Source organism: Streptomyces lanatus (assembly GCF_014655715.1).
Taxonomy (GTDB): domain Bacteria; phylum Actinomycetota; class Actinomycetes; order Streptomycetales; family Streptomycetaceae; genus Streptomyces; species Streptomyces lanatus.
In genome coordinates this window covers 43,794-67,471 of record NZ_BNBM01000015.1, presented here as the reverse complement: position 1 = coordinate 67,471, position 23,678 = coordinate 43,794, and the positions used below count along the sequence as shown (strand labels likewise).

Annotated in this window: 26 protein-coding genes and 1 tRNA gene; 24 read left to right on the top strand and 3 right to left on the bottom strand. The window is 70.5% G+C overall.

The window, feature by feature from the left end:
- Positions 1 to 94: 94 nt before the first annotated feature.
- The 17 genes from IE325_RS32305 to IE325_RS32225 all read left to right on the top strand — a co-directional run bounded on the left by IE325_RS32305 (position 95) and on the right by IE325_RS32225 (position 15,953).
- Positions 95 to 1,213: a 3-dehydroquinate synthase II family protein gene (locus tag IE325_RS32305; protein WP_190073658.1), complete on the top strand. Its 1,119-nt coding sequence runs from the start codon at positions 95 to 97 to the stop codon at positions 1,211 to 1,213.
- Positions 1,214 to 1,230: 17 nt separating this feature from the next.
- On the top strand, positions 1,231 to 2,685 hold the full coding sequence (locus tag IE325_RS32300) for a class I adenylate-forming enzyme family protein (RefSeq protein ID WP_190073657.1): 1,455 nt from the start codon (positions 1,231 to 1,233) through the stop codon (positions 2,683 to 2,685).
- Positions 2,682 to 3,119 carry an FAS1-like dehydratase domain-containing protein gene (locus IE325_RS32295; RefSeq protein WP_190073656.1) on the top strand — a complete coding sequence of 146 codons (438 nt, stop codon included), beginning with the start codon at positions 2,682 to 2,684 and terminating at the stop codon, positions 3,117 to 3,119. Before IE325_RS32300 ends, IE325_RS32295 begins: the two co-directional genes overlap by 4 nt.
- Positions 3,116 to 3,556: a MaoC/PaaZ C-terminal domain-containing protein gene (locus IE325_RS32290; RefSeq protein WP_190073655.1), complete on the top strand. Its 441-nt coding sequence runs from the start codon at positions 3,116 to 3,118 to the stop codon at positions 3,554 to 3,556. Before IE325_RS32295 ends, IE325_RS32290 begins: the two co-directional genes overlap by 4 nt.
- Entirely contained in the window at positions 3,553 to 4,320 is a 768-nt protein-coding gene (locus IE325_RS32285) for a thioesterase II family protein (protein WP_190073654.1), read from the top strand. The genes IE325_RS32290 and IE325_RS32285 overlap by 4 nt, the downstream gene beginning before the upstream one ends.
- An 83-nt stretch (positions 4,321 to 4,403) precedes the next feature.
- Positions 4,404 to 5,927 (top strand): DHA2 family efflux MFS transporter permease subunit, encoded by a 1,524-nt coding sequence (locus IE325_RS32280; RefSeq protein WP_190073653.1) that lies wholly within the window; start codon positions 4,404 to 4,406, stop codon positions 5,925 to 5,927.
- A gap of 254 nt (positions 5,928 to 6,181) precedes the next feature.
- Positions 6,182 to 7,039 (top strand): arylamine N-acetyltransferase family protein, encoded by an 858-nt coding sequence (locus IE325_RS32275; RefSeq protein ID WP_190073652.1) that lies wholly within the window; start codon positions 6,182 to 6,184, stop codon positions 7,037 to 7,039.
- A complete protein-coding gene (fabG, locus tag IE325_RS32270) occupies positions 7,039 to 7,779 on the top strand; it encodes a 3-oxoacyl-[acyl-carrier-protein] reductase (protein WP_190073651.1) in 741 nt (246 codons plus the stop codon). Before IE325_RS32275 ends, fabG begins: the two co-directional genes overlap by 1 nt.
- Positions 7,780 to 7,832: 53 nt before the next feature.
- Positions 7,833 to 8,087: an acyl carrier protein gene (locus tag IE325_RS32265; RefSeq protein WP_190073650.1), complete on the top strand. Its 255-nt coding sequence runs from the start codon at positions 7,833 to 7,835 to the stop codon at positions 8,085 to 8,087.
- Between the two features lies 1 nt (position 8,088).
- Positions 8,089 to 9,297: a beta-ketoacyl-[acyl-carrier-protein] synthase family protein gene (locus IE325_RS32260; RefSeq protein WP_190073649.1), complete on the top strand. Its 1,209-nt coding sequence runs from the start codon at positions 8,089 to 8,091 to the stop codon at positions 9,295 to 9,297.
- Complete coding sequence (locus tag IE325_RS32255; RefSeq protein WP_190073648.1) at positions 9,294 to 10,409, top strand: beta-ketoacyl synthase N-terminal-like domain-containing protein; 1,116 nt, start codon at positions 9,294 to 9,296, stop codon at positions 10,407 to 10,409. The genes IE325_RS32260 and IE325_RS32255 overlap by 4 nt, the downstream gene beginning before the upstream one ends.
- The gene (locus IE325_RS32250) at positions 10,406 to 11,146 is read left to right on the top strand and encodes a 2-hydroxychromene-2-carboxylate isomerase (RefSeq protein ID WP_190073647.1); all 741 of its coding nucleotides are present in this window, start codon (positions 10,406 to 10,408) and stop codon (positions 11,144 to 11,146) included. The genes IE325_RS32255 and IE325_RS32250 overlap by 4 nt, the downstream gene beginning before the upstream one ends.
- A 209-nt stretch (positions 11,147 to 11,355) precedes the next feature.
- On the top strand, positions 11,356 to 12,150 hold the full coding sequence (locus tag IE325_RS32245) for an AfsR/SARP family transcriptional regulator (protein ID WP_190073646.1): 795 nt from the start codon (positions 11,356 to 11,358) through the stop codon (positions 12,148 to 12,150).
- Positions 12,151 to 12,167: 17 nt separating this feature from the next.
- Positions 12,168 to 12,734: a TetR/AcrR family transcriptional regulator gene (locus IE325_RS32240; RefSeq protein ID WP_190073645.1), complete on the top strand. Its 567-nt coding sequence runs from the start codon at positions 12,168 to 12,170 to the stop codon at positions 12,732 to 12,734.
- 117 nt (positions 12,735 to 12,851) lie between these two features.
- Positions 12,852 to 14,327, top strand: a complete 1,476-nt coding sequence (locus tag IE325_RS32235) for an MFS transporter (RefSeq protein ID WP_190073644.1) — start codon at positions 12,852 to 12,854, stop codon at positions 14,325 to 14,327.
- Positions 14,328 to 14,450: 123 nt separating this feature from the next.
- Positions 14,451 to 14,831 carry a DUF3291 domain-containing protein gene (locus IE325_RS32230; RefSeq protein WP_190073643.1) on the top strand — a complete coding sequence of 127 codons (381 nt, stop codon included), beginning with the start codon at positions 14,451 to 14,453 and terminating at the stop codon, positions 14,829 to 14,831.
- 66 nt (positions 14,832 to 14,897) lie between these two features.
- Positions 14,898 to 15,953 carry a UDP-N-acetylmuramate dehydrogenase gene (locus IE325_RS32225; RefSeq protein WP_190073642.1) on the top strand — a complete coding sequence of 352 codons (1,056 nt, stop codon included), beginning with the start codon at positions 14,898 to 14,900 and terminating at the stop codon, positions 15,951 to 15,953.
- Positions 15,954 to 15,995: 42 nt separating this feature from the next.
- Here IE325_RS32225 and IE325_RS32220 read toward each other — a convergent pair whose 3' ends face one another.
- Positions 15,996 to 16,628, bottom strand: coding sequence for an NAD(P)-dependent oxidoreductase (locus IE325_RS32220; protein ID WP_190073641.1), 633 nt, complete (start codon positions 16,626 to 16,628; stop codon positions 15,996 to 15,998).
- A gap of 119 nt (positions 16,629 to 16,747) precedes the next feature.
- Between IE325_RS32220 and IE325_RS32215 the strand changes: the two genes are divergently transcribed.
- Positions 16,748 to 17,344 (top strand): TetR/AcrR family transcriptional regulator, encoded by a 597-nt coding sequence (locus IE325_RS32215; protein WP_190073640.1) that lies wholly within the window; start codon positions 16,748 to 16,750, stop codon positions 17,342 to 17,344.
- On the opposite strand, the gene IE325_RS32210 is transcribed toward IE325_RS32215, so the two are convergent.
- Positions 17,341 to 18,369, bottom strand: coding sequence for an adenosine deaminase (locus IE325_RS32210; RefSeq protein WP_190073639.1), 1,029 nt, complete (start codon positions 18,367 to 18,369; stop codon positions 17,341 to 17,343). The two genes, IE325_RS32215 and IE325_RS32210, sit on opposite strands and share 4 nt — an antisense overlap.
- 122 nt (positions 18,370 to 18,491) lie before the next feature.
- Positions 18,492 to 19,718: a pyridoxal phosphate-dependent aminotransferase gene (locus IE325_RS32205; protein ID WP_190073638.1), complete on the bottom strand. Its 1,227-nt coding sequence runs from the start codon at positions 19,716 to 19,718 to the stop codon at positions 18,492 to 18,494.
- A 282-nt stretch (positions 19,719 to 20,000) separates the two neighbouring features.
- On the opposite strand from IE325_RS32205, the gene IE325_RS32200 reads away from it, so the two are divergent.
- From IE325_RS32200 to rplA, 6 genes are all read left to right on the top strand, one after another.
- Positions 20,001 to 20,073, top strand: a tRNA-Trp gene (locus IE325_RS32200).
- Between the two features lie 109 nt (positions 20,074 to 20,182).
- Complete coding sequence (gene secE, locus IE325_RS32195; protein ID WP_190073637.1) at positions 20,183 to 20,467, top strand: preprotein translocase subunit SecE; 285 nt, start codon at positions 20,183 to 20,185, stop codon at positions 20,465 to 20,467.
- 81 nt (positions 20,468 to 20,548) lie between these two features.
- Positions 20,549 to 21,382 carry a transcription termination/antitermination protein NusG gene (gene nusG, locus IE325_RS32190; protein ID WP_190073636.1) on the top strand — a complete coding sequence of 278 codons (834 nt, stop codon included), beginning with the start codon at positions 20,549 to 20,551 and terminating at the stop codon, positions 21,380 to 21,382.
- A 251-nt stretch (positions 21,383 to 21,633) separates the two neighbouring features.
- Positions 21,634 to 22,161 (top strand): hypothetical protein, encoded by a 528-nt coding sequence (locus IE325_RS32185; RefSeq protein WP_190073635.1) that lies wholly within the window; start codon positions 21,634 to 21,636, stop codon positions 22,159 to 22,161.
- 212 nt (positions 22,162 to 22,373) lie between these two features.
- Positions 22,374 to 22,808, top strand: a complete 435-nt coding sequence (gene rplK, locus IE325_RS32180; protein ID WP_016645192.1) for a 50S ribosomal protein L11 — start codon at positions 22,374 to 22,376, stop codon at positions 22,806 to 22,808.
- 77 nt (positions 22,809 to 22,885) lie between these two features.
- Positions 22,886 to 23,611: a 50S ribosomal protein L1 gene (gene rplA / locus IE325_RS32175; RefSeq protein ID WP_190073634.1), complete on the top strand. Its 726-nt coding sequence runs from the start codon at positions 22,886 to 22,888 to the stop codon at positions 23,609 to 23,611.
- Positions 23,612 to 23,678: the final 67 nt, after the last annotated feature.

Below are 23,678 nucleotides of genomic sequence, written 5' to 3'. Positions count from 1 at the left end.
TCGACCAGCCCTTTCGCGGCTGTCGGTGATCCCGGTGCCGCTGCGACGGTGTGATCCGTAGGCGTAGGGCCCACTCGAGGCAGGGATGGTTACTGTGAAGTTCGCCTGGATCGACATCCGTTCCGTCGACGCCGGACAGCGGGAGGGGGTCGTGGACGCCGCGATCCACGCCGGCCTCGCCGGGTTCGTCGACGATCGTCCCGACGTGCTCGCCACGCTGCCGCCGACGGTGCGGAAGGTGCTGGTGGCGGACCCGGACGGCACGGTGGACCCGGAGGTCGCCGACCTCGTGGACGTCGTGCTGACGCCGGTGCGGACCACCGCCGAGCTGGACAAGCTGAGGCTGGTGGCGGCCGAGGACCCGAAGCGGGGCGGCGCCCTCGTCGACGTCGTGGACGACCCGACGCTGCGGCTGGCCTGCGCGGCCGCCCAGGACCTGGAGCACACGGTCGTGTCCTTCCGCGACCCGACCAAGATCCCGCTGGAGATCGTCATCGCGGCGGCCGACAAGACGCCCGGCAAGCTCATCTGCCAGGCCGCCGACCTGGAGGAGGCCGGCATCATCGTCGACGTCCTGGAGAAGGGCTCCGACGGGCTGCTGTTCGCGCCGAAGGACGCCAACGGGGTGTTCGGGCTCAGCGAGTTGCTGCGGACCTCCACCCCCGACCTGGATCTGACCACGCTGACCGTGGAGTCCATCGAGCACAACGGCCTCGGCGACCGCGTCTGCGTCGACACCTGCACCCACTTCGAGAAGGACGAGGGCATCCTGGTCGGCTCCTACGCCCACGGCTTCGTGCTGTGCGTGAGCGAGACCCACCCGCTGCCCTACATGCCGACCCGGCCGTTCCGGGTGAACGCCGGCGCGCTGCACAGTTACGTCCTCGGCGCCGACAACCGCACCAACTACCTGAGCGAGCTGAAGGCGGGCTCCACCGTCCTCGGTGTGACCGCGGACGGCCGCACCCGGCGGATCGTGGTCGGCCGGGTGAAGCTGGAGTCCCGCCCGCTGCTGACGGTCCGGGCCCGCTCGGAGGAGGGCGTCGAGGTGAGCCTCACGCTCCAGGACGACTGGCACGTGCGGATCCTCGGCCCGGGCGCCGCCGTCCTGAACTGCACCGAACTGAAGCCCGGCGACAAGCTGCTCGGCTACATCGCCACCGACAAGCGCCATGTCGGCTGGCCCGTGGGCGAGTTCTGCATCGAGAAGTGACACGGGGGGCGAGCACGATGGATGCACGAACAGAGACGATCGTGGACGGCGACACCGCCCCGGATTTCGCCACGTGGCTCGCCCGGCGACTGGACGGCGACGGGCGGGACGGCGAGCTGTGGGCCCACGGCGAGCGGGAGGTGACGCGCGGCCGGCTGCGTGAGGAGACCGCGCGCGCCGAGTCGCTGCTCGCGGCGCACGGGATGGGCCCGGGCAGCACGGCCGCCGTCCAGCTCCCGCCCAGTTTCACCCTGTTGTGGTCGGTGTTCGCCCTGTGGCGGATGGGCGCGCAGGTCATGCTGCTCGACCCGCGGCTGACCGCGGCGGAGACCAGCCGGCTGATCGAGGTGTGCGAACCGCAGTTCCACCTCACCTCGGGCCAGGAGCCGCTGCGGGTGGCCGGCTTCCGGGACCAGTGCGAGGTGGTGGTGCGCCGACGCCCGTCGGGGCACGCGGCCCGCACGGCGCACCGGCTGCTCCAGTTCAGCTCGGGGTCCACCGGACTGCCGAAGGTGATCGGCCGCACCGGCGAGTCACTGCTCGCCGAGATCGGCCGCTTCGGGCGGCTGGACGGCATGCCCCGGCGGGGCGAGGGTGTGCTGCTGCTCAGTTCGCTGGTGCACTCCTTCGGTCTGATCGGCGGGGTGCTGCACGCTCTGAACGCGGGCTCGGCGCTGCACTTCGCGCGCCGCCCGCATCGGGGCGAGCTGCACCAGCTGCTGACCGAGCGCGGCCTCGCCGCCGTCTTCGGCGTGCCGGCCCACTTCGACCTGCTGAGCCGCAACACCGGCGACGACGTGCCCCACGGGCTGCGGCTCGCGGTCAGCGGCGGCGAGATCATGCCGGCCGAGGTGTACGAGCGGTTCGCCCGGCGCTACGGCGTACGGATCGGGCAGGCGTACGGGATGACGGAGGTCGGGATCATCGCGACCGACCTGGGCGGCACCGTGCCGCCGCCCGCCGTGGGCGTACCCGCGCCCGGCATCCACGTCACCGTCCGGGACGGCACGCTGCGGCTGTCGCTGCCGGAGAACCCGTATGTGTACGGCGAGCACACCGGCCGGTACACGGACGGCTGGCTGGACACGCACGACCTCTGCACGACGGACCCCGGCACCGGAGCGCTCACCATCACCGGCCGGGTGGACTCGGTCGTCGCGGTCGGCGGACTGAAGGTCGATCTGAGCGAGGTCGAGTCGGTCCTGGAGGCGCACCCGGCGGTGACCGAGGCGGTCGTCGTCTACGGCGAGGCCATCGAGGCGCATGTCGTGCTGGAGACCCGCGCGGGCCGGGTCTCCAGCCGGGACCTGGTGGCCTGGTGCCGGGCCCGGCTCAGCCCGTACAAGATCCCGAAGGCCTTCCACTTCCCGGCCGCGCTGCCGCGCACCTCCAACGGCAAGCTGATCCGCAACAGCGAGCTGCTGCACGCGGCCCGGGAACGGGTGGGCCGGCGGAAGGTGGCCACGCTGTGATCGACCGGCGGTTCGCGGGCACCGACCTGGTGCCCTACAGCGTGCCGGTGGAGCGCGACCGGCTGCGGCGCTACGCGGCGGCGGTCGGGCTCCCCGGCCCGGAGTTCACCGACGTGACGGCCGCGCGCGCGGCAGGCCACCGGGACCTCCCGGTGCCGCCCGCGCTGCTGGCGGGCCTGGAACGCGACGAACCCGGCGACTTCCTCGCCGAGATGGGCGTACGGCTCACCGATGTGCGCCATGTCGAGCAGGGGTTCGTCCATCACGCCCAGGTGTACGCGGGGGACGTCCTGCGCTTCGCCCCGCGCATCACGGACGTGCGCAGTCGCGGCGGGATGGAGTTCGTGGCGCGCGACACCCGGGTCACCCGGGACGGCGAACTGGTGGCGGAGCTGCGCCAGATGATCCTCGTGCTGGGAGGCGGCGCGGCATGACCCAGGCCCTTTCCACCGACCTGTTCGCGGTCGGCGCCGACCTGCCCGAGCCGCCGCCGCGGTACGTCGACCGGGACACGCTCGCCGCCTTCGCGGAGGCGTACGGCGACACCAACCCCATCCACCTCGACCCCGAGGCGGCCCGTGCGGCGGGCCTCGACGACGTGATCGCCCACGGCATGCTCTCCATGGCCCTGCTCGGCGGGCTCCTCGCGGGCTGGTTCCCGCCCGGGGACATCCTGACCTTCCGCGCGTCCTTCGTCGCGGCCGTACCGGTCCCGGCACGGCTGCGCTGCACGGCGCGGGTGAAGGCCCTGGAGGAGACCCCCACCGGGCAACCGGCGGCGCGGCTCGCCCTGGCGGTACGCCTGGTGGACGGGCCGCTCGCGGTACGCGGGGAGGCGTTGGTGCGGATATCCCGGCCGGGTGGAGTGTGACGGCTCTGGTCTCCGCCGACTGGCTCCGTCCCTTCCCGGTCCCGGCGTCCGACGCACCGGCCCGGCTCTTCTGTCTGCCGTACGCGGGAGGGAGTTGCGCCGCCTACCGGGACTGGCTCCGGTTGCGGGGCCGGGTGCCCGACCCGCGCGTCGAGGTGATCGCCGTACGGCTGCCCGGGCGCGGCAGCCGGGTCCGGGAGCCGGCCGTCGAGGAGGTCGGGGCGCTGGCGCGGGAGCTGGTGGAGGTGATGGCGCCCCATCTGGACCGGCCGTACGGGATCTACGGGCACAGCATGGGCGGGATCATCGGCCTGGCGCTGGCGGAGGAGATCGCGCGCACGCCGGGGCTGCGGCAGCCGGAGACGCTGTTCACGGGTGCCGCGGTGACCCCGGACGCGGTACGTCCGCAGCCGGAGTGGCGCGGCACGGACGCCGAGCTCACCGAGTGGCTGCGGCGCACGGGCGGTACGCCGGCCTCGGTGCTGTCCTCTCCCGCGCTGCTCTCCGTCCTGCTGCCTGCCCTGCGCGCCGACCTCGCCCTGGTGGCGAGCAGCCGCGGCCGGCCCCTCACCCGACTCGCGGTTCCCGTACGGGGGTTCGCGGGTGCCGACGACCGGCTGACGCCGGCGCGGGTGATGGGCGGCTGGGCGGCTCGTACGTCGGCCGGGTTCACCCTCTCCGAGGTGCCCGGCGGTCATTTCTTCCTGCCGGTCTCCGGCCCTCTCGTGCTCGACACCATCGCCCGCGCACTCTGCGACACGTGAGCTCTATCCAACATCTGTTGTGCAGACGACATGTGTTGTGGAAGCATGGTGTGCGTGACCGACGACGGAGGGAACGAGCAGCCGTGAGTACAGAGCAGGCGCCAACCACGACCGGTGACTCCGGCCGTATCACCTCGGACCTGTGGTGGCTGAGCGGCATCATGGCGCTGGGCGGCTTCGCCAGCCTGCTGGACAGCACCATCATCAACGTCGCCATCGGCCCCCTGGCCACCACGTTCGACTCGCAGATCTCCACGGTGCAGTGGGTGGTCACGGGATATCTGCTGGCCCTCTCGGCCACCATCCCGCTCAGCGGCTGGGCCTCCGCACGCTTCGGCGCCAAGCAGATGGTGCTGGTCTCCCAGGTGCTCTTCCTGATCGGCTCCGTCCTCGCGGGCCTCGCCTGGGACACCACCAGCCTGATCGTGTTCCGGCTGCTCCAGGGCATCGGCGGCGGCATGGCCGTCCCCGTCGGACAGGCGCTGCTCGCGCAGGCGGCGGGGCCGCAGCGACTGGGGCGGCTGATGGGCATCGTGTCGATCCCGGCCATGTTCGCGCCGCTCATCGCCCCCTCACTGGGCGGTGTCCTGGTCGACTACCTCAGCTGGCGCTGGCTGTTCTTCATCAACGTCCCGCTGTGCCTGGCCACCATCGTCCTGGCCATGCTGAAGGTGAAGAACGTCGTGGAGCCCACCAAGGACGCCCGGCTCGACGTGATCGGCCTGATCCTCCTCATGCCCGGCCTGACCGCGTTCCTCTACGGCCTGTCCGAGGCCGGCAACAAGGGCGGCTTCACCGGCGGCAAGACCGTCGCCGGCCTGGTGATCGGCGTCGTCCTGCTGGCCGCCTTCGCCCTCTACACCCTGCGCAGCCGCCTCGAACCCCTGGTGGACCTGCGCCTGTTCACCCGTCCGGCGTTCCGCAACGGCACCCTCGCCAACCTCCTGCTGAGCATCGCGATGTACGGCGTGATGATCCCGCTGCCGATGTACTTCCAGCTGGTGCACGGGGCGACGGTGACCGAGTCCGCGCTACTGCTGCTCCCGCAGAGCATCGGCTACTTCGCCGGCGTGATCCTGATCAACCAGCTCACCGCGGTGCTCGGGGTGCGCAACCTCACCGTCCTCGGCGTCGTCCTCGCCGTCGTGGCGACCGTGCCGTACGGGCTCATCGACGCCGATCCCAACCCCGTGCTGCTCGGCGTCGCGATGATCGTGCGCGGCTTCGGTCTCGGTGTCGCCATGCTGCCGACCATGACCCTCGCCTTCAGCAGCGCGCCGAAGGAACTGGCCCCGATGGCGACCAGCACCTTCAACGTCTTCCAGCGGGTGGCCGCCTCCATCGGCACGGCGGTCCTGGCCGTGGTGCTCCAGCAGCACATCGAGGACCGGCTGCCGGCGGGCGGCCCCGCCGCCGTGACCCAGATCCAGCCGGGCGGCGACTTGGCCAAGGACATCGCCACGTCCTTCGGGCCGCCGTTCTGGTGGGCCCTGGTCTTCACGGCACTGGCCGTGATCCCGTGCCTGCTGCTGCCCCGCAGGACGGCGGCAACGCGACAGGCACCCCGGGAGGAGAAGGAGAGCGAGTCGGTGGTCGGCGCCGGCTGACACCCCCCATATACCGGTCCCCCCGGCTCTTTGGCATACGCCGGCGAGGGCAGCGCCCTGAAGGGGCGCGGGGAACTGCGCGACCAGCCACGACGCTGCCGCAGACGAAGAACAACCCATCACGGCCCTTCCAGCGGAGCGCTTGTCGGGGTGCCCTTTCGAGCAGGGCGGTCGAGCCTGCTCAGGACCGGTGCGGGCCCGCAGAATCGATCCCAGTCCGAGAGCCGGAAACGGCGAGGAACGGGGAGGAAGTCGTGGAGACCGTGGCACTGCCGTGGCGGGAGTACCTGGACCGCATCGGCCACTCGGGCCGGACCGAGCCGACGCTGGAATGCCTGCGCGAGCTGTACACCGCGCATCTGCGGTCCGTCCCCTACGAGATGCTCGACGTCTTCGACGGGACACCGCCGGTCCTCGACCACGAGACCCTGTTCAGGAAGCTGGTCCGGGAGCGGCGCGGCGGCAACTGCCTGGAGTCCACCCCGCTGTTCGGCGAGCTCCTCAGCCGACTCGGCTTCACCGTCCGCCTGGTGCCCGCGCAGATCTGGAAGGTCAGCGGCGAATGGTGGGAGGCCTGGGACCACCTGCTGCTGATCGTCACCGTGGACGGCACGGACTGGCTGGTCGACGTCGGCTTCCTGATGCCGACCTTCGCCCGGCCGCTGGAGATCGCCGACGGCCCCCAGCAGCAGGACGGCTGGACCTACCGGGTGGCCGCACAGGACGGCTACCCGACCGTCTCCCGCCAGGAGCCGGACGGCAGCTGGACGCCGGTCTACCGCTTCCGGGACGAGCCGCAGCGGCAGGACGACTACGCCTGGATCATCGCCTTCCACGAGCAGACCGAGGACTCGCCCCTGGTCGGCACCATGCTCTGCGCCCGCAATGTGCCGGACGGAAAGCTCATCGTGATCGGCGAGAACCTGCTGACCGCCCGGCACGGCCGCGTCACCGCCGAGTTCATCGAGACCGCGGACCGCGCCGAGGAAGTGCTCCGGGAGATCTTCGCCGGCCACGACCACCTCGTGGGCCGCGCCCTGAAGCACTGGGACCACGCCCGCTCGGACCGCACCGAGCGGCGCAACCTGATGGCACGCAAGGGGGATCAGTAATGCCGGACAAGCCGATCGCGCTGGTGACGGGCGCGTCCCGGGGCATAGGCCGCGGTATCGCCGTACGCCTGGCCGCCGAGGGCTACGACGTCGCCTTCTGCTTCCGCTCCGGGAAGGAGGCGGCGGACGAGACCCGCGCGGCGGTGGAGGCGGCCGGCGCCCGCTGCTTCGCCGACCGCTGCGACGTGGCCGACCACGCCGACGTCCAGACCTTCGTCACCGCGGCCGAGGACGCCCTCGGCCCGGTCGACCTCCTCGTCAACAACGCCGGGATCACCCGGGACAACCCGCTGGTCCTGATGCCGCCCGAGGACTGGAACGACGTCATCGCCACCAACCTCACCGGCACCTTCAACTTCTGCCGCCGCGTCGCCTTCGGCCAGATGAAGCGGCGCCGCGGAACGATCGTCAACATCTCGTCCGTCGCCGGGGTGTACGGCAACGCCGCGCAGGCCAACTACGCCGCGTCCAAGGGCGGCATGAACGTCCTCACCAGGTCCCTGTCCCGGGAGCTCGCGCCGTACGGCATCCGCGTCAATGCCGTGGCGCCCGGCTTCATCGAGACCGACATGACCGACGCGCTGCCGGAGAAGTTCCGCGCCAAGGCCCTGAAGACGATCCCGCTGGGCCGGATCGGGACGGTCGACCAGGTCGCGGACCTGGTCTGCTTCCTGGCCTCGGAGCGGGCCGCGTACATCACGGGACAGACGGTCCAGGTGGACGGCGGCTACTCCCAATGACCACGCACACGACCTCGACCCGACGACCACACCACCCGACCGGAGGACAGGCCATGCCCACCACACAGCAGTACCTCGACGAGATCCGCGAGATCGTCGCCGACTCGCTGGAGATCGAGCCGGACGAGATGACCGAGACCAGTTCCTTCGTCGACGACCACGACGGCGACTCCCTGCGGGCCATCGAGATCCTGGCCCGTCTGGAGAAGCGCTACGGCATCGAGATCCCGCAGGCGGAACTGCCGAAGATGGGCAATCTGCGGGCCGTCTACGACGTCGTCGCCGAGCGTGCGGGCTGGAACTCCTGACATGAGGCGCAGGGTCGTCATCACAGGCCTCGGCCCGGTGTCGAGCATCGGCACCGGCGTCGACGCGTTCGCCGACGGACTGGCCAAGGGCATGAGCGGCATCTCGCCGATCTCGTCCTTCGACGCGTCGGGGTTCCCGTACCGGATGGCGGGCGAGGTCCCCGGCTTCGCCCCGGACGAACTGGTGCACCGGCTCAAGATCGAGGAATGGGGGCGCAGCAGCCTGTTCGCGGCGGCGGCCGGACGGCTCGCCGTCGAGGACGCCGGCCTCGACCCGGAGCAGCTCGCGGGCACCTCGGCGGGCTCCTGCATCGGCACCACCGCGGGGGAGGCCTCGGCGATCGAGCGGCTGACCGAGCACGAGGTGGAGAGCGGCTTCGAGAGCTGGCGGGCCGAGCTCGCCACCCAGGTCCCCTCCTCCCGGCTGGCCGCCGCCGTCAACCGCGAACTGGGCCTCACCGGCGAGGCGGTGACCATCTCCACGGCCTGCTCGGCGAGCAACTACGCCCTCGGCTACGCGTACGCCGCCATCGCGTCCGGCGACGCCGACCACATGATCGCGGGCGGCGCGGAAGGCGTGTACCGCTGGGCGCACGCCGGGTTCTACCGCCTCGGCGCGATGGCCGAGCGGCACTGCTCGCCGTTCGACCGGGACCGCGAGGGCATGCTCACCGGCGAGGGCGGGGCCGCGCTGTTCCTGGAGTCACTGGACAGCGCCGAGCGCCGAGGCGCCCGCGTCTACGCCGAGGTGCTGGGCTACGGCATCAACTGCGACGCCGGGCACATGGTCGCGCCGGACTCGGCCAGCATCGCCGAGTGCATGCGCCTCGCCCACAAGAGCGCCGGCATCACCGCGGACCAGGTCGACTACATCTGCGCCCACGGCACCGGCACCCCGGCCAACGACGCGGCGGAGACGCTCGCCGTGCGCGAGGTGTTCGGCGACACACCGCCGCCCATCAGCTCGGTGAAGTCGATGCTCGGCCACACCATGGGCGCCGCGAGCGGCTTCGGCGCGATCGCCTGCGCCCTGGGCATCGCCCGCGGCTTCATACCGCCGACGATCAACTTCCGCACCCTCGACCCGGACATGCCGGGCATCGACCCGGTGCCCAACGAGGCGCGGCCGGCGCGGCTGCGGGTGGTGCAGAACAACGGATTCGCCTTCGGCGGGAACAACGCCATCACGATTCTGGGGGAGGTCGCATGAGCCAGGCCCGACCGGCGGCACCGTCAGCCACCCTTGCGGCGGACGGCGTCTACATCACCGGCTGGGGAGTGGTCTCGCCGCTCGGCATCGGCGCCGACGACTTCGGCGCGGCGCTCGCCGAGGAGCGGGACGCGCTGACCGACGTCACGGGGATGTTCGAGGAGAAGCTGCCCTCCCCGCAGGCGTTCGCCCTGCCGGACTTCCGGGCCCGCGACCACCTGGGCCGCAAGGGCACCCGCTTCTTCGACCGCGCCACGGCCCTCGCCCTGGTCGCCTGCGACCGTGCCCTGGCCGACACTGCCCTGACGGTGACCGACACCAACCGGGGCAAGGTGGGCCTGGTCCTCGGCACCACCAGCGGCAGCGTGAAGTCCACCAGCGACTTCAGCCGCGACACCATCACCCAGCAGCGGCCCTACCTGGTCAACCCGGTGCTCTTCCCGAACGCGGTGATGAACTGCGCCGCGGGCCAGGCCGCCATCTGGTACGGCCTGAAGGGCGTCAACACCACCCTCGCGGCCGGCCGCCTCGCCGGGATCACCGCCCTGCGCTACGCCTCCCGGGGCCTGAGCTGGGGCGACGCCGACGCCCTTCTGGTGGGCGCCGTCGAGGAGTTCAGCCCGCACAACGCCTGGCTGACCCATGCGACCGGCTCGTCGGCGCCGGTCGGCGAGGGCGCCGCGGTCTTCGTCCTGGAGCGCGGCGAGGCCCTGCTGTCCTCCGGCCGCCGCCCCGACGCCGAACTGCTCGCCGTGGCCTCCGCGTACGCAGACCCGACCGCACCCGCCGAGTTCACGGAGGCGTTCGCGGCGTGCGTACGGCAGGCCCTGCACAAGGCGGAGGTGGACCCGGCCGACCTGTGGGCGGTGGCGCCGAGCTCGGCCGACCCGGTGGAGACCGGGGCGCTGGACGCCGCCGGGGCGGGAGCACGGCACCTGCCCGTGACGCGGCTGCTCGGCGAGTGCCGGGCCGCCCAGGGCGCGCTGCAGCTGGCGGCCGTGCTCGCCCACCATCGGCGCGGCACCGCACCGGAGGGCGGGCCCGCGCTCATCACGTCGTTCACGCCCGAGGGCACGATCGGGGCGGCCGTGGTCCGGGGGTGGAGCCGGTGAGCCGCAGGCGGGCCAAGCCGGTGCTGTACTTCTCCTTCCGCAGCCCCTACAGCTGGCTGGCACTGCGGGACCTGGAGCAGCGCCTGCCGGACGCGCCGAGCGCCGTGGAGTACCGGCCGTGGTGGGAGCCGGACGACAGGATGCGCAAGGAACTCCAGGACCGCGGGGCGCCGTTCCCGTACATCCCGATGAGCAAGGCCAAGCACCTCTACATCCTTCAGGACGTCAAACGCCTGGCCACGGCACGCGGAGTGCGGGCCGCCTGGCCCGTCGACACGGACCCGTGGTGGGAGGTGCCCCACCTCGGCTGGATCGCGGCCCGCAGGCTCGGCCGGGACAGGGAACTGCTCGCCGCCCTCTGGGCCGCCCGCTGGGAGCGCGGCGAGAACATCTGCGACCCGGAGGTGCTGCGCCGGGCGGCCGAGGAGGCCGGGGTGGACCCGGAGCCCGTCGTGGGCGCCGCGCACGACCCGGACATCCGCGCGGAGGCTCTCGAATCGCTCGTACAGGTCTACGAGGACGACGCTTTCGGTATTCCCTACTTCAAGGCGGGACGTCACCGTTTCTGGGGAATCGACCGCCTGGACGATTTTCTCCGGGAGCTGTCGTTGGCCGAAGCGCCCACGCTTCCGAAAAATTCCGGCAAAGAACCCGGGGGCGAAAGTTCGGGCTTTCCCGCCCATGTGCTGGAACGCCCGGGTGCCTACGACCACGACACCGCCGGTGGATGCGGGTGAGGCGGCAGCGGCAGCAGTGGCTGCCAGGTTGTTCTGTATAGAAATAAAATTCCCGAAGCTCTCGCGATCTTACCCAAGTAATTCGATGTGCGCAGCACTCACTTTCGGACAGTCCTGCGGAGCGATACCAGAAAGGGGGGTGCCGCTTGCGAGAATTTGAGTGACAGACTCAACGGGGGAAAGTGGAGTCTACGGTGAACAGTTTCAGGATGCTGGGGCCGCTCGAGGTGCTCTCCGGCGCGCCACAGCACTGGAAACCTGTGGAGGTTCCGAAGGTCCGGATCCTCCTCGTGGTGCTTCTCGCCGCTCGCGGCCGGGTGGTGTCGCTGGAGCGGCTGGTGCACGAGCTCTGGTTCGACGGGGGCCAGGAGGCCAAGGACCACCGCAACCTCCTCCATCAGTACGTGATGCGGCTGCGACGCCAGCTCGGCGACCGCCGCCGCACCGTCCTGGTGACCCAGTCGCCCGGCTACCGACTGCTCCTGGAGCCGGAACAGCTCGACGTCAGCCGGTTCGACGAACTGTGCGCCAGAGGCCAGGACCTGTTCGCGGCTGGCCGCTACGACCGTGCCGTCGCGGTGTTCGGCGAGGCGCTGGCGCTGTGGCGCGGGGCGCCGCTGGAGGACGTACCGCCCTCGCCCTCGGTGGTCGCCGAGGCCGAGCGGCTGCGGGAGGCCCGGCTCGCCGCGGCCGAGATGTGCGTCGACGCCAGCCACCGCACCGGCGAGTACGCGGCCACCCTCGCCGAACTGCGCGCGCTCCGCGACGACCACCCCCTGCGCGAGGGGCTCTGGGAGAAGGAGATGACGGCACTGCACGCGTGCGGCCGCCGGGCGGAAGCACTGGAGCTCTACCAGCTGGCCCGCCGCACCTTCCGCACCGAACTGGGCCTGGAACCGGGCGCGAGCCTGCGCACCCTCCAGCGCCGCATCCTGGAGGGCGGCCAGGTGCATCGGCCGTCCGAGCGCACTCGCCAGGGGACCCTTGACGTAGTTAGTGATTGAGTACTAACTTAGCTTTCATGGCCAGGATGAGTGCAGAGGAGAGGCGCGAGAGCGTCATCCGCGCGGCGATGACCGAGTTCGCCCGCGGCGGCTACTACGGCACCTCGACCGAGGCCATCGCCAAGCGGGTCGGTGTCTCGCAGCCGTATCTCTTCCGGCTCTTCCCCGGCAAGAAGGCGATCTTCCTCGCGGCGGCCGAGCGCTGTGTAGAGGACACCATCCGGATGTTCGAGGAGGCCGGCGAAGGGGTGGCGGCCGAAGAGGCCATGCATGCCATGGGTGCCGTCTACCGCAAGGTCGTCTCGGAGGAGCCCGAGCGGCTGATGATGCAGATGCAGATGTATCTCGCCGTGGCGGCCGCCGAGCAGGAGGGTGACCGCGAGTTCGGCGAGGCCGTGCGGGCCGGGTGGATGCGCCTGTGGGACACCATCCATATCCCACTCGGGGCGGACGTCAACGAGACGACGAGCTTCATGGCGTACGGCATGCTCATCAACTGCCTGGTGGCCATGGGTTTCCCGCCCGATCACCGGGTCTGGGCGGGGCTGGACACGGAGGAGCAGCCGGGCGAGGAGCGGCCGTAGGGGCGGGGTGGCGAGTGCTGCCCCGCTTTTTCATGACGACAAAAGTTAGTGATCAATAACTACCCACTACTAACCGTCCATGTCCATGTAGAGGAACACATCACTTCAGGGGGAGCGATGTCACACCACACCGAGCAGCACACCGATCAGCACACGCGCACAGCCGCCCTGCCGGGCGGGGCCGTATGGGCCCTGGTGATCACCAGCGTCGCCGGTTTCATGGCCGCGCTCGACAATCTCGTCGTCACCACCGCGCTGCCCTCCATCCGCGAGGACCTGGGCGGCGGGCTGCACGACCTGGAGTGGACGGTGAGTGCGTACACACTCACCTTCGCCGTCCTGCTGATGTTCGGCGCGGCGCTGGGCGACCGCTTCGGCCGCCGCAGGCTCTTCCTCGTCGGCATCACGATCTTCACCGGAGCGTCCGCCGCCGCGGCCCTCGCGCCCGGCATCGACTCCCTGATCGCCGCCCGCGCGGTGCAGGGCGCCGGTGCGGCGATCATGATGCCGCTGACGCTGACCCTGCTGACGGCGGCCGTGCCCGCGGCCAAGCGCGGGATGGCGTACGGCATCTGGGGCGCCGTCAACGGGCTCGCGATCGCGTCCGGGCCGCTCATCGGCGGCAGCCTCACCGAGCACATCTCCTGGCAGTGGATCTTCTGGCTGAACGTCCCCCTGGGCATCGCCCTGCTGCCGCTCGCCCGACTGCGCCTCGCCGAGTCGTACGGCACCGGTGCCCGCCTCGACATCCCCGGCACCCTGCTCGCCAGCGGCGGCCTCTTCGGGATCGTGTACGGCCTGGTGCGCGGCCCCGCCGACGGCTGGACCGGACGCCTGGTCCTGACCGGCCTGTTCGCGGGAGGCGCTCTGCTGGCCGGCTTCGTCCTCTACAGCACCCGCGCGAAGAACCCGATGCTGCCGATGCGGCTGTTCCGCTCCCGGGCGTTCTCCGGGATCAACGCCGCGAGCATGCTGATGTTCCTCGGCATGTTCGGGTCGATCTTCCTGCTCAGCCAGTACATGCAGGGCGTGCTCGGCTACTCGCCCACCGAGGCGGGCCTGCGGATGCTGCCCTGGACCGGCATGCCGATGCTCGTCGCGCCGATCGCCGGCATCCTCTCCGACCGCATCGGCGGCCGCCCGGTCGTCGCCACCGGCCTGTTCCTCCAGGCCGCCGGCCTCGCCTACCTGGCCTCCGCGGTCACCGTCGACGTCTCCTACGCCGCCCAGCTCCCCGGCCTGATCATCAGCGGCATCGGCATGGCCCTGTTCTTCGCCCCCGCCTCCCACCTGGTCATGTCCAGCGTCCGCGCCTCCGAACAGGGCATCGCCTCCGGCGCCAACAACGCCCTGCGCGAGGTCGGCGGCGCCCTCGGCATCGCCGTCATGGGCTCGATCTTCTCGGCCCAGGGCGGCTACGAGACCGGCCAGACCTTCGTCGACGGGCTGCGGCCCGCGCTGATCACCGGCGCCGCGGTGGTGGCTCTCGCAGGAATCGCGGCCCTGACCATCCCGGGCCGACGGCACAACGAGGCTGCCGCCGGCTTGGCGGAGCCGGCGCCGGAACGCGTGATGGAGCCGGCGTCGCGGTGAGGCCGTGAGGGCGTGCGGGGCGGGGGTGGGCCGGAGTGGGCGGGCACCCCCCGAACCAACCCCACCGCCCCCGCCCCACCCCAGACCCCACCACCCCCGAACCACCCCCAAGGAGCAGCAGCCATGCCCACCCTCCCCTGGACCGTCCCCAACCCCGCCCCGCCCGGCGCCGAAGTCCACGTCTTCGCCTCCCGTTTCGAGACCCGCACCCTCTGGGGAGCGCTCCGTTTCCTCGCCCGCACGCCGGGTGTGTGGCGGCAGGTGAGTCGGGCGCCCGGGGCGTACGGAGCCACCCTGAAAGCCGAGCCCTTCAAGCGGACCTTCTGGACGCTGTCGGCCTGGGAGTCGCCGGCCGCCCTCAAGGACTTCGCCCGCTCCGGCACCCATGCCCCGACCTCAAGGGGCCTGTCGGCCCGGATGCGGGACGCGAAGTTCGCCACCTGGCAGGTGTCGAGCGAGGAACTCCCGCTCGACTGGACGGAGGCCTTCCGGAGGCTGACATGAGCGGATCGGCCCCGGCGCTCCCCATGGGTGCCGGGGCTGTCGGTGCCGTCTCGTAGTCTTGGGCGCGTGCAGGAACTCCACGACGCCCCCCTCGCCCCGTTCACCACCTTCCGGCTGGGCGGCCCCGCCACCCGCCTGGTCACGGCCACCACGGACGCCGAGGTGATCGACGCCGTGCGCGAGGCCGACGCCGAAGGCACCCCGCTGCTGCTCATCGGCGGCGGATCGAACCTGGTCATCGGCGACAAGGGCTTCGCGGGCACCGCACTCGTCATCGCCACCAAGGGCTTCGAACTGGACGGCACCACACTCGAACTCGCCGCCGGCGAGGTCTGGACCGACGCCGTCGCCCGCACAGTCGAGGCCGGTCTCGCCGGGATCGAGTGCCTCGCCGGAATCCCCGGCTCCGCCGGCGCCACCCCGATCCAGAACGTCGGTGCCTACGGCCAGGAGGTCTCCTCGACGATCACCGAGGTGATCGCCTACGACCGCAGGACCGGCGAGACCGTCGTCATCCCGAGCTCCGACTGCGCCTTCTCCTACCGCCACAGCCGCTTCAAGGCCGACCCCGAGCGCCACGTCGTCCTACGCGTCCGCTTCCGCCTGGAGGACGCCGACGGACTCTCCGCCCCCGTCAAGTACGCCGAGACGGCCCGCGCCCTCGGCGTCGAGGTCGGCGACCGCGTGCCCCTGGCGGCGGCCCGCGAGACGGTTCTGAAGCTGCGCAGCGGCAAGGGCATGGTCCTGGACCCCGAGGACCACGACACCTGGTCGGCCGGGTCCTTCTTCACCAACCCGATCCTCACCGACACCGACTTCGCCGCCTTCCACGCGCGCGTGAAGGAGCGCCTGGGCGACGGCATCGAGCCGCCCGCCTATCCAGCAGGCGACGGCCACACCAAGACCTCCGCGGCCTGGCTCATCGACAAGGCCGGCTTCACCAAGGGCTACGGCACCGGCCCCGCCCGCATCTCCACCAAGCACACCCTCGCCCTCACCAACCGCGGCGCTGCCACCACCGAGGACCTCCTCGCGCTCGCCCGCGAGGTCGTCACCGGCGTCCACAAGGCCTTCGGCATCACCCTGGTCAACGAGCCGGTGACAGTCGGAGTCAGCCTCTAGGCCAGGCCCCACGATGGACCGCGTCCGCAATGGACCACGCCCTCAATAGGCCACGCCCACCCCCTGCTTCACCGTCCCCGCATCCCCGATCATCCCCAGCATCGCGTGCGCCACATCCGCCCGCCCGATGAAGCGGCCCCTGGCCGGAAACCCGCCCACGACCGTGCGGTACCTCGCGCTGACCGGCTTGTCCTGCAGTCGAGGGGGCCGTACGACCGTCCAGTCCGTGGCGCTGCGGGCCACGGCCGCCTCCATCTCCCGCAGGTCGGCGTAGATGTCCTTGAGGACGGCCGACACGATGCCGCGCACGGCACGGTCCACCAACCCGTCCCCCTCCGGCTCGGGCCCGACCGGCGCCGCACTCACCACCAGCAGCCGCCGCACCTCCTCGGCCTCCAGGGCCGCCAGCACGGTGCGGGTCAGCTTCACCGCGACCCCCGCGTCCCCCCGGCCCCGGGCACCGAGACCCGACAGCACGGCGTCCCGCCCGGCGACGGCGGCCCGCAGCACGCCGGGATCGCCGAGGTCCGCGCGGAACACCTCCAGACGGTCACCCGTGACAGGCAGCCGCGCGGGATCCCGTACGACGGCCGTGACCTCGTGACCTGCGTCCAGGGCCTGGCGGACGATCTCCTTGCCGATGCCTCCGGTGGCGCCGAAGACGGTGAGTTTCATGAGAGCTCCCGGGTGTGTGAGATGGGCGCGTGAAATAGGTGGGTGAGTATTCACTCACCCCTCGCTCCCACTAGAGTGAGTAAGTACTCACCCACCCGTCAAGGGCGATAGGACATTCCATGGAGAACAAGCCGACCAGGGTCCGCCTCCTCGACGCCGCGCACGACCTGATGCTCACCGTCGGCCTCGCGCGGACCACGACCAAGGAGATCGCTCGGGCGGCCGGCTGCTCCGAGGCGGCGCTGTACAAGCACTTCGCCAGTAAGGAGGAGCTCTTCATCCAAGTGCTCACCGAGCGGCTGCCCCCACTGCGCCCCCTGCTCAGCGGCCTCGCGGCCGAGCCCGGCCGGCACTCCATCCAGGAGAACCTCACCGAGATCGCCCGCCAGGCGGCACTGTTCTACGAGCAGAGCTTCCCGATCGCCGCGTCCCTGTACGCGCAGACCGAGCTCAAGAAACGGCACGACGACGCCGTACGGCAGATGGGCGCGGGCCCGCACGTACCGATCCAGGAGCTCGACACCTATCTCCGGGCCGAACAGGAGATGGGCCGGGTCCGCACGGACGCGGACACCTTCGCCGCGGCCTCACTGCTGATGGGGGCCTGCGCGCAGCGGGCGTTCGCCTACGACGCCACCAGGGAGGCGGTACGGCCCCCGGTGGACGAGTTCGCCGCCCGGCTGGCCCGCACACTGCTCGCCGGAATCGCCGACTAGGCGAGCCAGTCGTCGACCCCGGACAGGAGCTTCGCCTTCACATCCTCCGGCGCCGCCGACGCCCGCACCGACTGCCGGGCCAGTTCGGCCAGTTCCTCGTCGGTGAAGGCGTGATGGCGGCGCGCGATGTCGTACTGTGCGGCGAGGCGCGAGCCGAAGAGCAAGGGGTCATCCGCGCCGAGGGCCATGGGCACACCCGCCTCGTACAGGGTGCGCAGCGGCACGTCCTCGGGTTTCTCGTAGACACCGAGGGCGACGTTCGAGGCGGGGCACACCTCGCAGGTCACGCCCTTGTCGGCGAGGCGCTTCAGCAGCCGCGGGTCCTCCGCCGCGCGCACGCCGTGGCCGAGCCGGTTCGCGTGCAGGTCGTCCAGGCAGTCCCGGACCGAGGACGGGCCGGTCAGCTCGCCGCCGTGCGGGGCCGACAGCAGACCGCCCTCGCGGGCGATGTGGAAGGCCCGGTCGAAGTCCCGCGCCATGCCCCGGCGCTCGTCGTTCGACAGCCCGAAGCCGACCACACCCCGGTCGGCGTACCGCACCGCGAGCCGCGCCAGCGTGCGCGCGTCCAAGGGGTGCTTCATCCGGTTCGCGGCGACCAGGACGCGCATCCCGAGCCCCGTGTCCCGCGACGCCGTCTCCACCGCGTCCAGGATGATCTCCAGCGCCGGGATCAGCCCACCGAGCCGGGGCGCGTACGACGTCGGATCGACCTGGATCTCCAGCCAGCCGGAGCCGTCCTTCAGATCCTCCTGCGCGGCCTCCCTGACCAGCCGCTGGATGTCCTCGGGCCGCCGCAGGCACGAGCGCGCCGCGTCATACATGCGCTGGAAGCGGAACCAGCCCCGCTCGTCCGTGGCCCGCAGCCTCGGCGGCTCCCCGCCGGTCAGCGCGTCCGTCAGCGCCTCGGGCAGCCGCACGCCGTAGTGGTCGGCCAGTTCGAGCAGGGTCGTCGGCCGCATCGAACCAGTGAAGTGCAGGTGCAGATGGGCTTTCGGCAGTTCAGAGACATCACGTACACGCTCCATTCCAGGATCCTGCCGCACGTGTCCGCCGTCCCGGTAGCGGTTTCCCCTTTAGTGGTCTTGCTCGCACAAACAAATGGGGCACATACCAAAGCCGGTATGTGCCCCATCGCCGATACGGAACGTCAGTCCCTGGCCTCCGCCAGCAGCTTCTGGATCCGGCTCACACCCTCGACGAGATCCTCGTCACCGAGCGCGTACGACAGCCGCAGATAGCCCGGCGTACCGAACGCCTCACCGGGGACGACCGCGACCTCGGCCTCCTCCAGGATCAGCGCGGCCAGCTCGACGCTGTTCTGCGGGCGCTTGCCGCGGATCTCCTTGCCGATGAGGGCCTTCACCGACGGGTACGCGTAGAAGGCGCCCTCGGGCTCCGGGCAGAGCACCCTGTCGATCTCGTTCAGCATCCGCACGATCGTCTTACGGCGGCGGTCGAACGCCTCGCGCATCTTCGCGACGGCGTCCAGATCACCGGAGACGGCGGCGAGGGCGGCCACCTGCGCCACGTTCGAGACGTTCGACGTCGCGTGGGACTGGAGGTTGGTCGCGGCCTTCACCACGTCCTTCGGGCCGATGATCCAGCCGACCCGCCAGCCCGTCATGGCGTACGTCTTGGCCACACCGTTGACCACTACGCACTTGTCGCGCAGCTCGGGCAGCACGGCGGGCAGCGACACGGACACCGCGTCGCCGTACACCAGGTGCTCGTAGATCTCGTCCGTCATCACCCACAGGCCGTGCTCCAGGGCCCAGCGGCCGATGGCCTCGGTGTCGGCCTCGCTGTAGACGGCGCCGGTCGGGTTGGACGGCGACACGAAGAGGACGACCTTCGTCTTCTCCGTACGGGCCGCCTCCAGCTGCTCCACGGAGACGCGGTAGCCGGTCGTCTCGTCGGCGACGACCTCGACCGGGACGCCGCCCGCGAGGCGGATCGACTCCGGGTACGTCGTCCAGTACGGCGCCGGGACGATGACCTCGTCGCCCGGGTCGAGGATCGCGGCGAAGGCCTCGTAGATGGCCTGCTTGCCGCCGTTGGTGACGAGGATCTGCGAGACGTCGGGCTCATAGCCGGAGTCGCGCAGCGTCTTCGCGGCGATCGCGGCCTTCAGCTCGGGCAGACCGCCGGCCGGGGTGTAGCGGTGGTACTTCGGGTTCTTGCAGGCCTCGATGGCGGCCTCGACGATGTAGTCCGGGGTCGGGAAGTCGGGCTCGCCGGCGCCGAAGCCGATCACCGGACGCCCGGCGGCCTTGAGGGCCTTGGCCTTGGCGTCCACGGCGAGGGTGGCGGACTCGGAGATCGCGCCGACTCGGGCGGAGACCCGGCGCTCGGTGGGAGGGGTTGCAGCGCTCATGGGGCCATCGTTTCAGACCGGAAACGCGGGCGGCACGCGGGTTTCACGGACTGAACATCGGTTGAACATCCGTCCGGATCGGGCCCACGGCCTGCGCGATCTTGCGTCGTGGCATGGCTCAACACCCGGCGATCTTTCGCCTATCGAGCCTCTATCGGGCACTTTCTGTTCGACGGCGCGCCCAGGACCACGTACACTCTCACCTCGTTGGCCTTCAGCGGCCCGCGGCGAATGGTGCACAGCGAGCACTCGTCCGGATGCGGTACGTTGGGGTGCACACAAAGGGTCGTAGCTCAATTGGTAGAGCACTGGTCTCCAAAACCAGCGGTTGGGGGTTCAAGTCCCTCCGGCCCTGCTACACACACCTTCGCCAGGATGTGTGCGCATGTACGTACAGCAATTGCAACGCCGTGCGGCTCAGACCGGGCGCGGCACGGCCACGACCCGGGATCAGGTGAGGACGGATGGCGGACGCCGTGGGCTCCATCGATACGCCTGACGCCCAGGATGAGGCGCAGGACAAGAAGAAGTCCCGTAAGGGCGGCAAGCGTGCGAAGAAGGGCCCGCTGAAGCGGCTCGCGCTCTTCTACCGCCAGGTGGTCGCGGAACTCCGCAAGGTCGTCTGGCCCACGCGCAATCAGCTGACGTCGTACACCACCGTGGTGATCTTCTTCGTCGCCATCATGATCGCCCTGGTGACCGTGATTGACTATGGGCTCGACCACGCCGCCAAGTACGTCTTCGGCTGAGCCAAGAGCGAAGGGCGCCGCGGTTACCGGCGCCCCTTTTCGCATGTTCCACCCCTATGTATCCAGGAAGAAGCAGCCACCGTGTCTGACCAGAACCTGAACGACGCCATCGAGCCGCTCGGACAGGACGCCGAGTCCATGGAAGACGAGCTCGACATCGTCGAGGGCGCGGACGAGGACCTGGACGAGGTCGAGGCTGCCGACGCCGAGGCGGGCGAGCCGGCCGAGGAGGCCGCACTGCACGTCGAGGACGCCGAGGTCGCAGAGGAAGAGGCCACCGAGGAGGAGGCCGAGCCCGTCGACCCGGTCGCCGCCCTGCGCGAGGAGCTTCGCACGCTGCCCGGCGAGTGGTACGTCATCCACACCTACGCCGGTTACGAGAACCGCGTGAAGACCAACCTGGAGCAGCGCGCCGTCTCGCTGAACGTCGAGGACTACATCTTCCAGGCCGAGGTGCCGCAGGAAGAGGTCGTCCAGATCAAGAACGGCGACCGCAAGACGATCAAGCAGAACAAGCTGCCGGGTTACGTCCTGGTCCGTATGGACCTCACCAACGAGTCCTGGGGTGTCGTCCGCAACACCCCCGGCGTCACCGGCTTCGTGGGCAACGCCTACGACCCGTACCCGCTGACCCTGGACGAGATCGTCAAGATGCTCGCCCCGGAGGCCGAGGAGAAGGCCGCCCGCGAGGCCGCCGAGGCCGAGGGCAAGCCCGCCCCGCAGCGCAAGGTCGAGGTCCAGGTCCTGGACTTCGAGGTCGGCGACTCGGTCACCGTCACCGACGGCCCGTTCGCCACGCTGCAGGCCACGATCAACGAGATCAACGCCGACTCCAAGAAGGTCAAGGGCCTGGTGGAGATCTTCGGCCGGGAGACGCCGGTCGAGCTCTCCTTCGACCAGATCCAGAAGAACTAGCGGTACAGCAGCTCTCACGAAAGGGCCCTCGACCAGCGGTTTCCGCTGGTCGAGGGCCCTTTCGTCGTATGGGCACCTCAAGTTCCCAATAAATGTGTGCTGCACCACAACCATCCGGTGACTCCGCTGGTCTGACTTGATGACCGAAACGCGTGGACAGCGTTCTTCACGGTGATCTCCAACCCTTTATGGCGGTTTGCCATGCGATGTCCGCTGCCCGCGCGCCGACCGAGAAGTGGGGGAACTTCCTCATGCGCACTCGCACCATCCTGGTCGCGGCAGCCGCGTCCGCCTGCGTCCTGCTGCCGGCGACCTCCGCGTTCGCCGGCACCGGACCGGCCCCGTCGCCCGGCAAGCAGAACCTGACCGCCCGTTCGGCCGCCCCGTCCGAGGCCGGCAACCCGCTGAGCACCAAGGCGCAGGCGGCCGGCGTCTGCTCGGACGCCTATCAGATCGGCGCCACCGCGTACATCAACCGGGGCGGCGCGCACGCGGCCTCGGTGAAGCAGTTCTACTCGCCCAGGTGCAAGGCGAACTACGGCTACGTCTGGGTCTGGCAGAGCTTCCGCGACAAGGTCAAGGACTACGACGTCAGCACCGGCGTCTACAGCTACGCCCGTGACGAGATCGTGGGCCAGGACTGGTGGAACGCCACCAACAGCCAGGAGTTCTGGTCCTACCCGGCCGACACGGTCGACGAGTGCACCGCGGCCATCGGTACGCTGCGTGCCCCCGGCGACCCGGTGCCGGGTCAGGCCACCACGTCCAAGCGCTGCTGACCTCGCTCTCGCCCCCTGTGGGCCCCGGCCGACGCGCGGCGGCCGGGGCCGACGTCTGTCCGGGCGTCTGAGCTGCCGGTTTTGGCCCTGACGCGTTACCCGTTATCGTTGTGCGGTATGCCTCCATCCGGATGATCCGGACGTTCACCGTTCCAGGTGGCCAGCGGTACGGATGGTGGCGGAACACCTCTCACTAAGGACCCGGAGAGAGCATGCCTCCCAAGAAGAAGAAGGTCACGGGGCTCATCAAGCTCCAGATCCAGGCCGGTGCGGCCAACCCGGCTCCGCCGGTCGGCCCCGCGCTGGGCCAGCACGGCGTCAACATCATGGAGTTCTGCAAGGCCTACAACGCCGCGACCGAGTCGCAGCGCGGTTGGGTCATCCCGGTGGAGATCACGGTCTACGAGGACCGTTCCTTCACCTTCATCACCAAGACCCCGCCGGCCGCGAAGATGATCCTCAAGGCCGCTGGTGTCGAGAAGGGCTCCGGCGAGCCGCACAAGACCAAGGTCGCCAAGATCACCGAGGCGCAGGTCCGCGAGATCGCCACCACCAAGATGCCCGACCTCAACGCCAATGACCTGGACGCCGCGTCCAAGATCATCGCCGGCACCGCCCGCTCCATGGGCATCACGGTCGAGGGCTGACCTCACCCCCGTAGGTACATCCGTGGCAGGGCCTGCTCGGCCCGCACCACGACTCCTCAGAACACACAGGAGCAGTAGTGAGCAAGCGCAGCAAGTCTCTCCGCGCTGCGGACGCCAAGGTCGACCGGGACAAGCTCTACGCCCCGCTCGAGGCCGTCCGTCTCGCCAAGGAGACGTCCACGACCAAGTTCGACGGCACCGTCGAGGTCGCCTTCCGTCTGGGTGTCGACCCGCGCAAGGCCGACCAGATGGTCCGTGGCACCGTGAACCTTCCGCACGGCACCGGTAAGACCGCCCGGGTCCTGGTCTTCGCGACCGGTGACCGTGCCGAGGCCGCGCGTGCCGCGGGCGCCGACATCGTCGGTGCCGACGAGCTGATCGACGAGGTCTCGAAGGGCCGCCTGGACTTCGACGCCGTCGTCGCCACCCCGGACCTCATGGGCAAGGTCGGCCGCCTCGGCCGTGTCCTCGGCCCGCGTGGTCTGATGCCGAACCCGAAGACCGGCACCGTGACCCCGGACGTGGCCAAGGCCGTGACCGAGATCAAGGGCGGCAAGATCGAGTTCCGCGTCGACAAGCACTCGAACCTGCACTTCATCATCGGCAAGGCGTCCTTCGACGACACCAAGCTGGTGGAGAACTACGGCGCCGCGCTGGAGGAGATCCTCCGTCTGAAGCCGTCCGCCGCCAAGGGTCGCTACATCAAGAAGGCCGCCATCACCACCACGATGGGCCCCGGCATTCCGCTCGACCCGAACCGCACCCGCAACCTCCTCGTCGAAGAGGACCCGGCCGCGGTCTGAGCCACCGGCTCACCAGGCTCGACGACGGGCCCCGCACCCCTTACCGGGTGCGGGGCCCGTTCCCTTG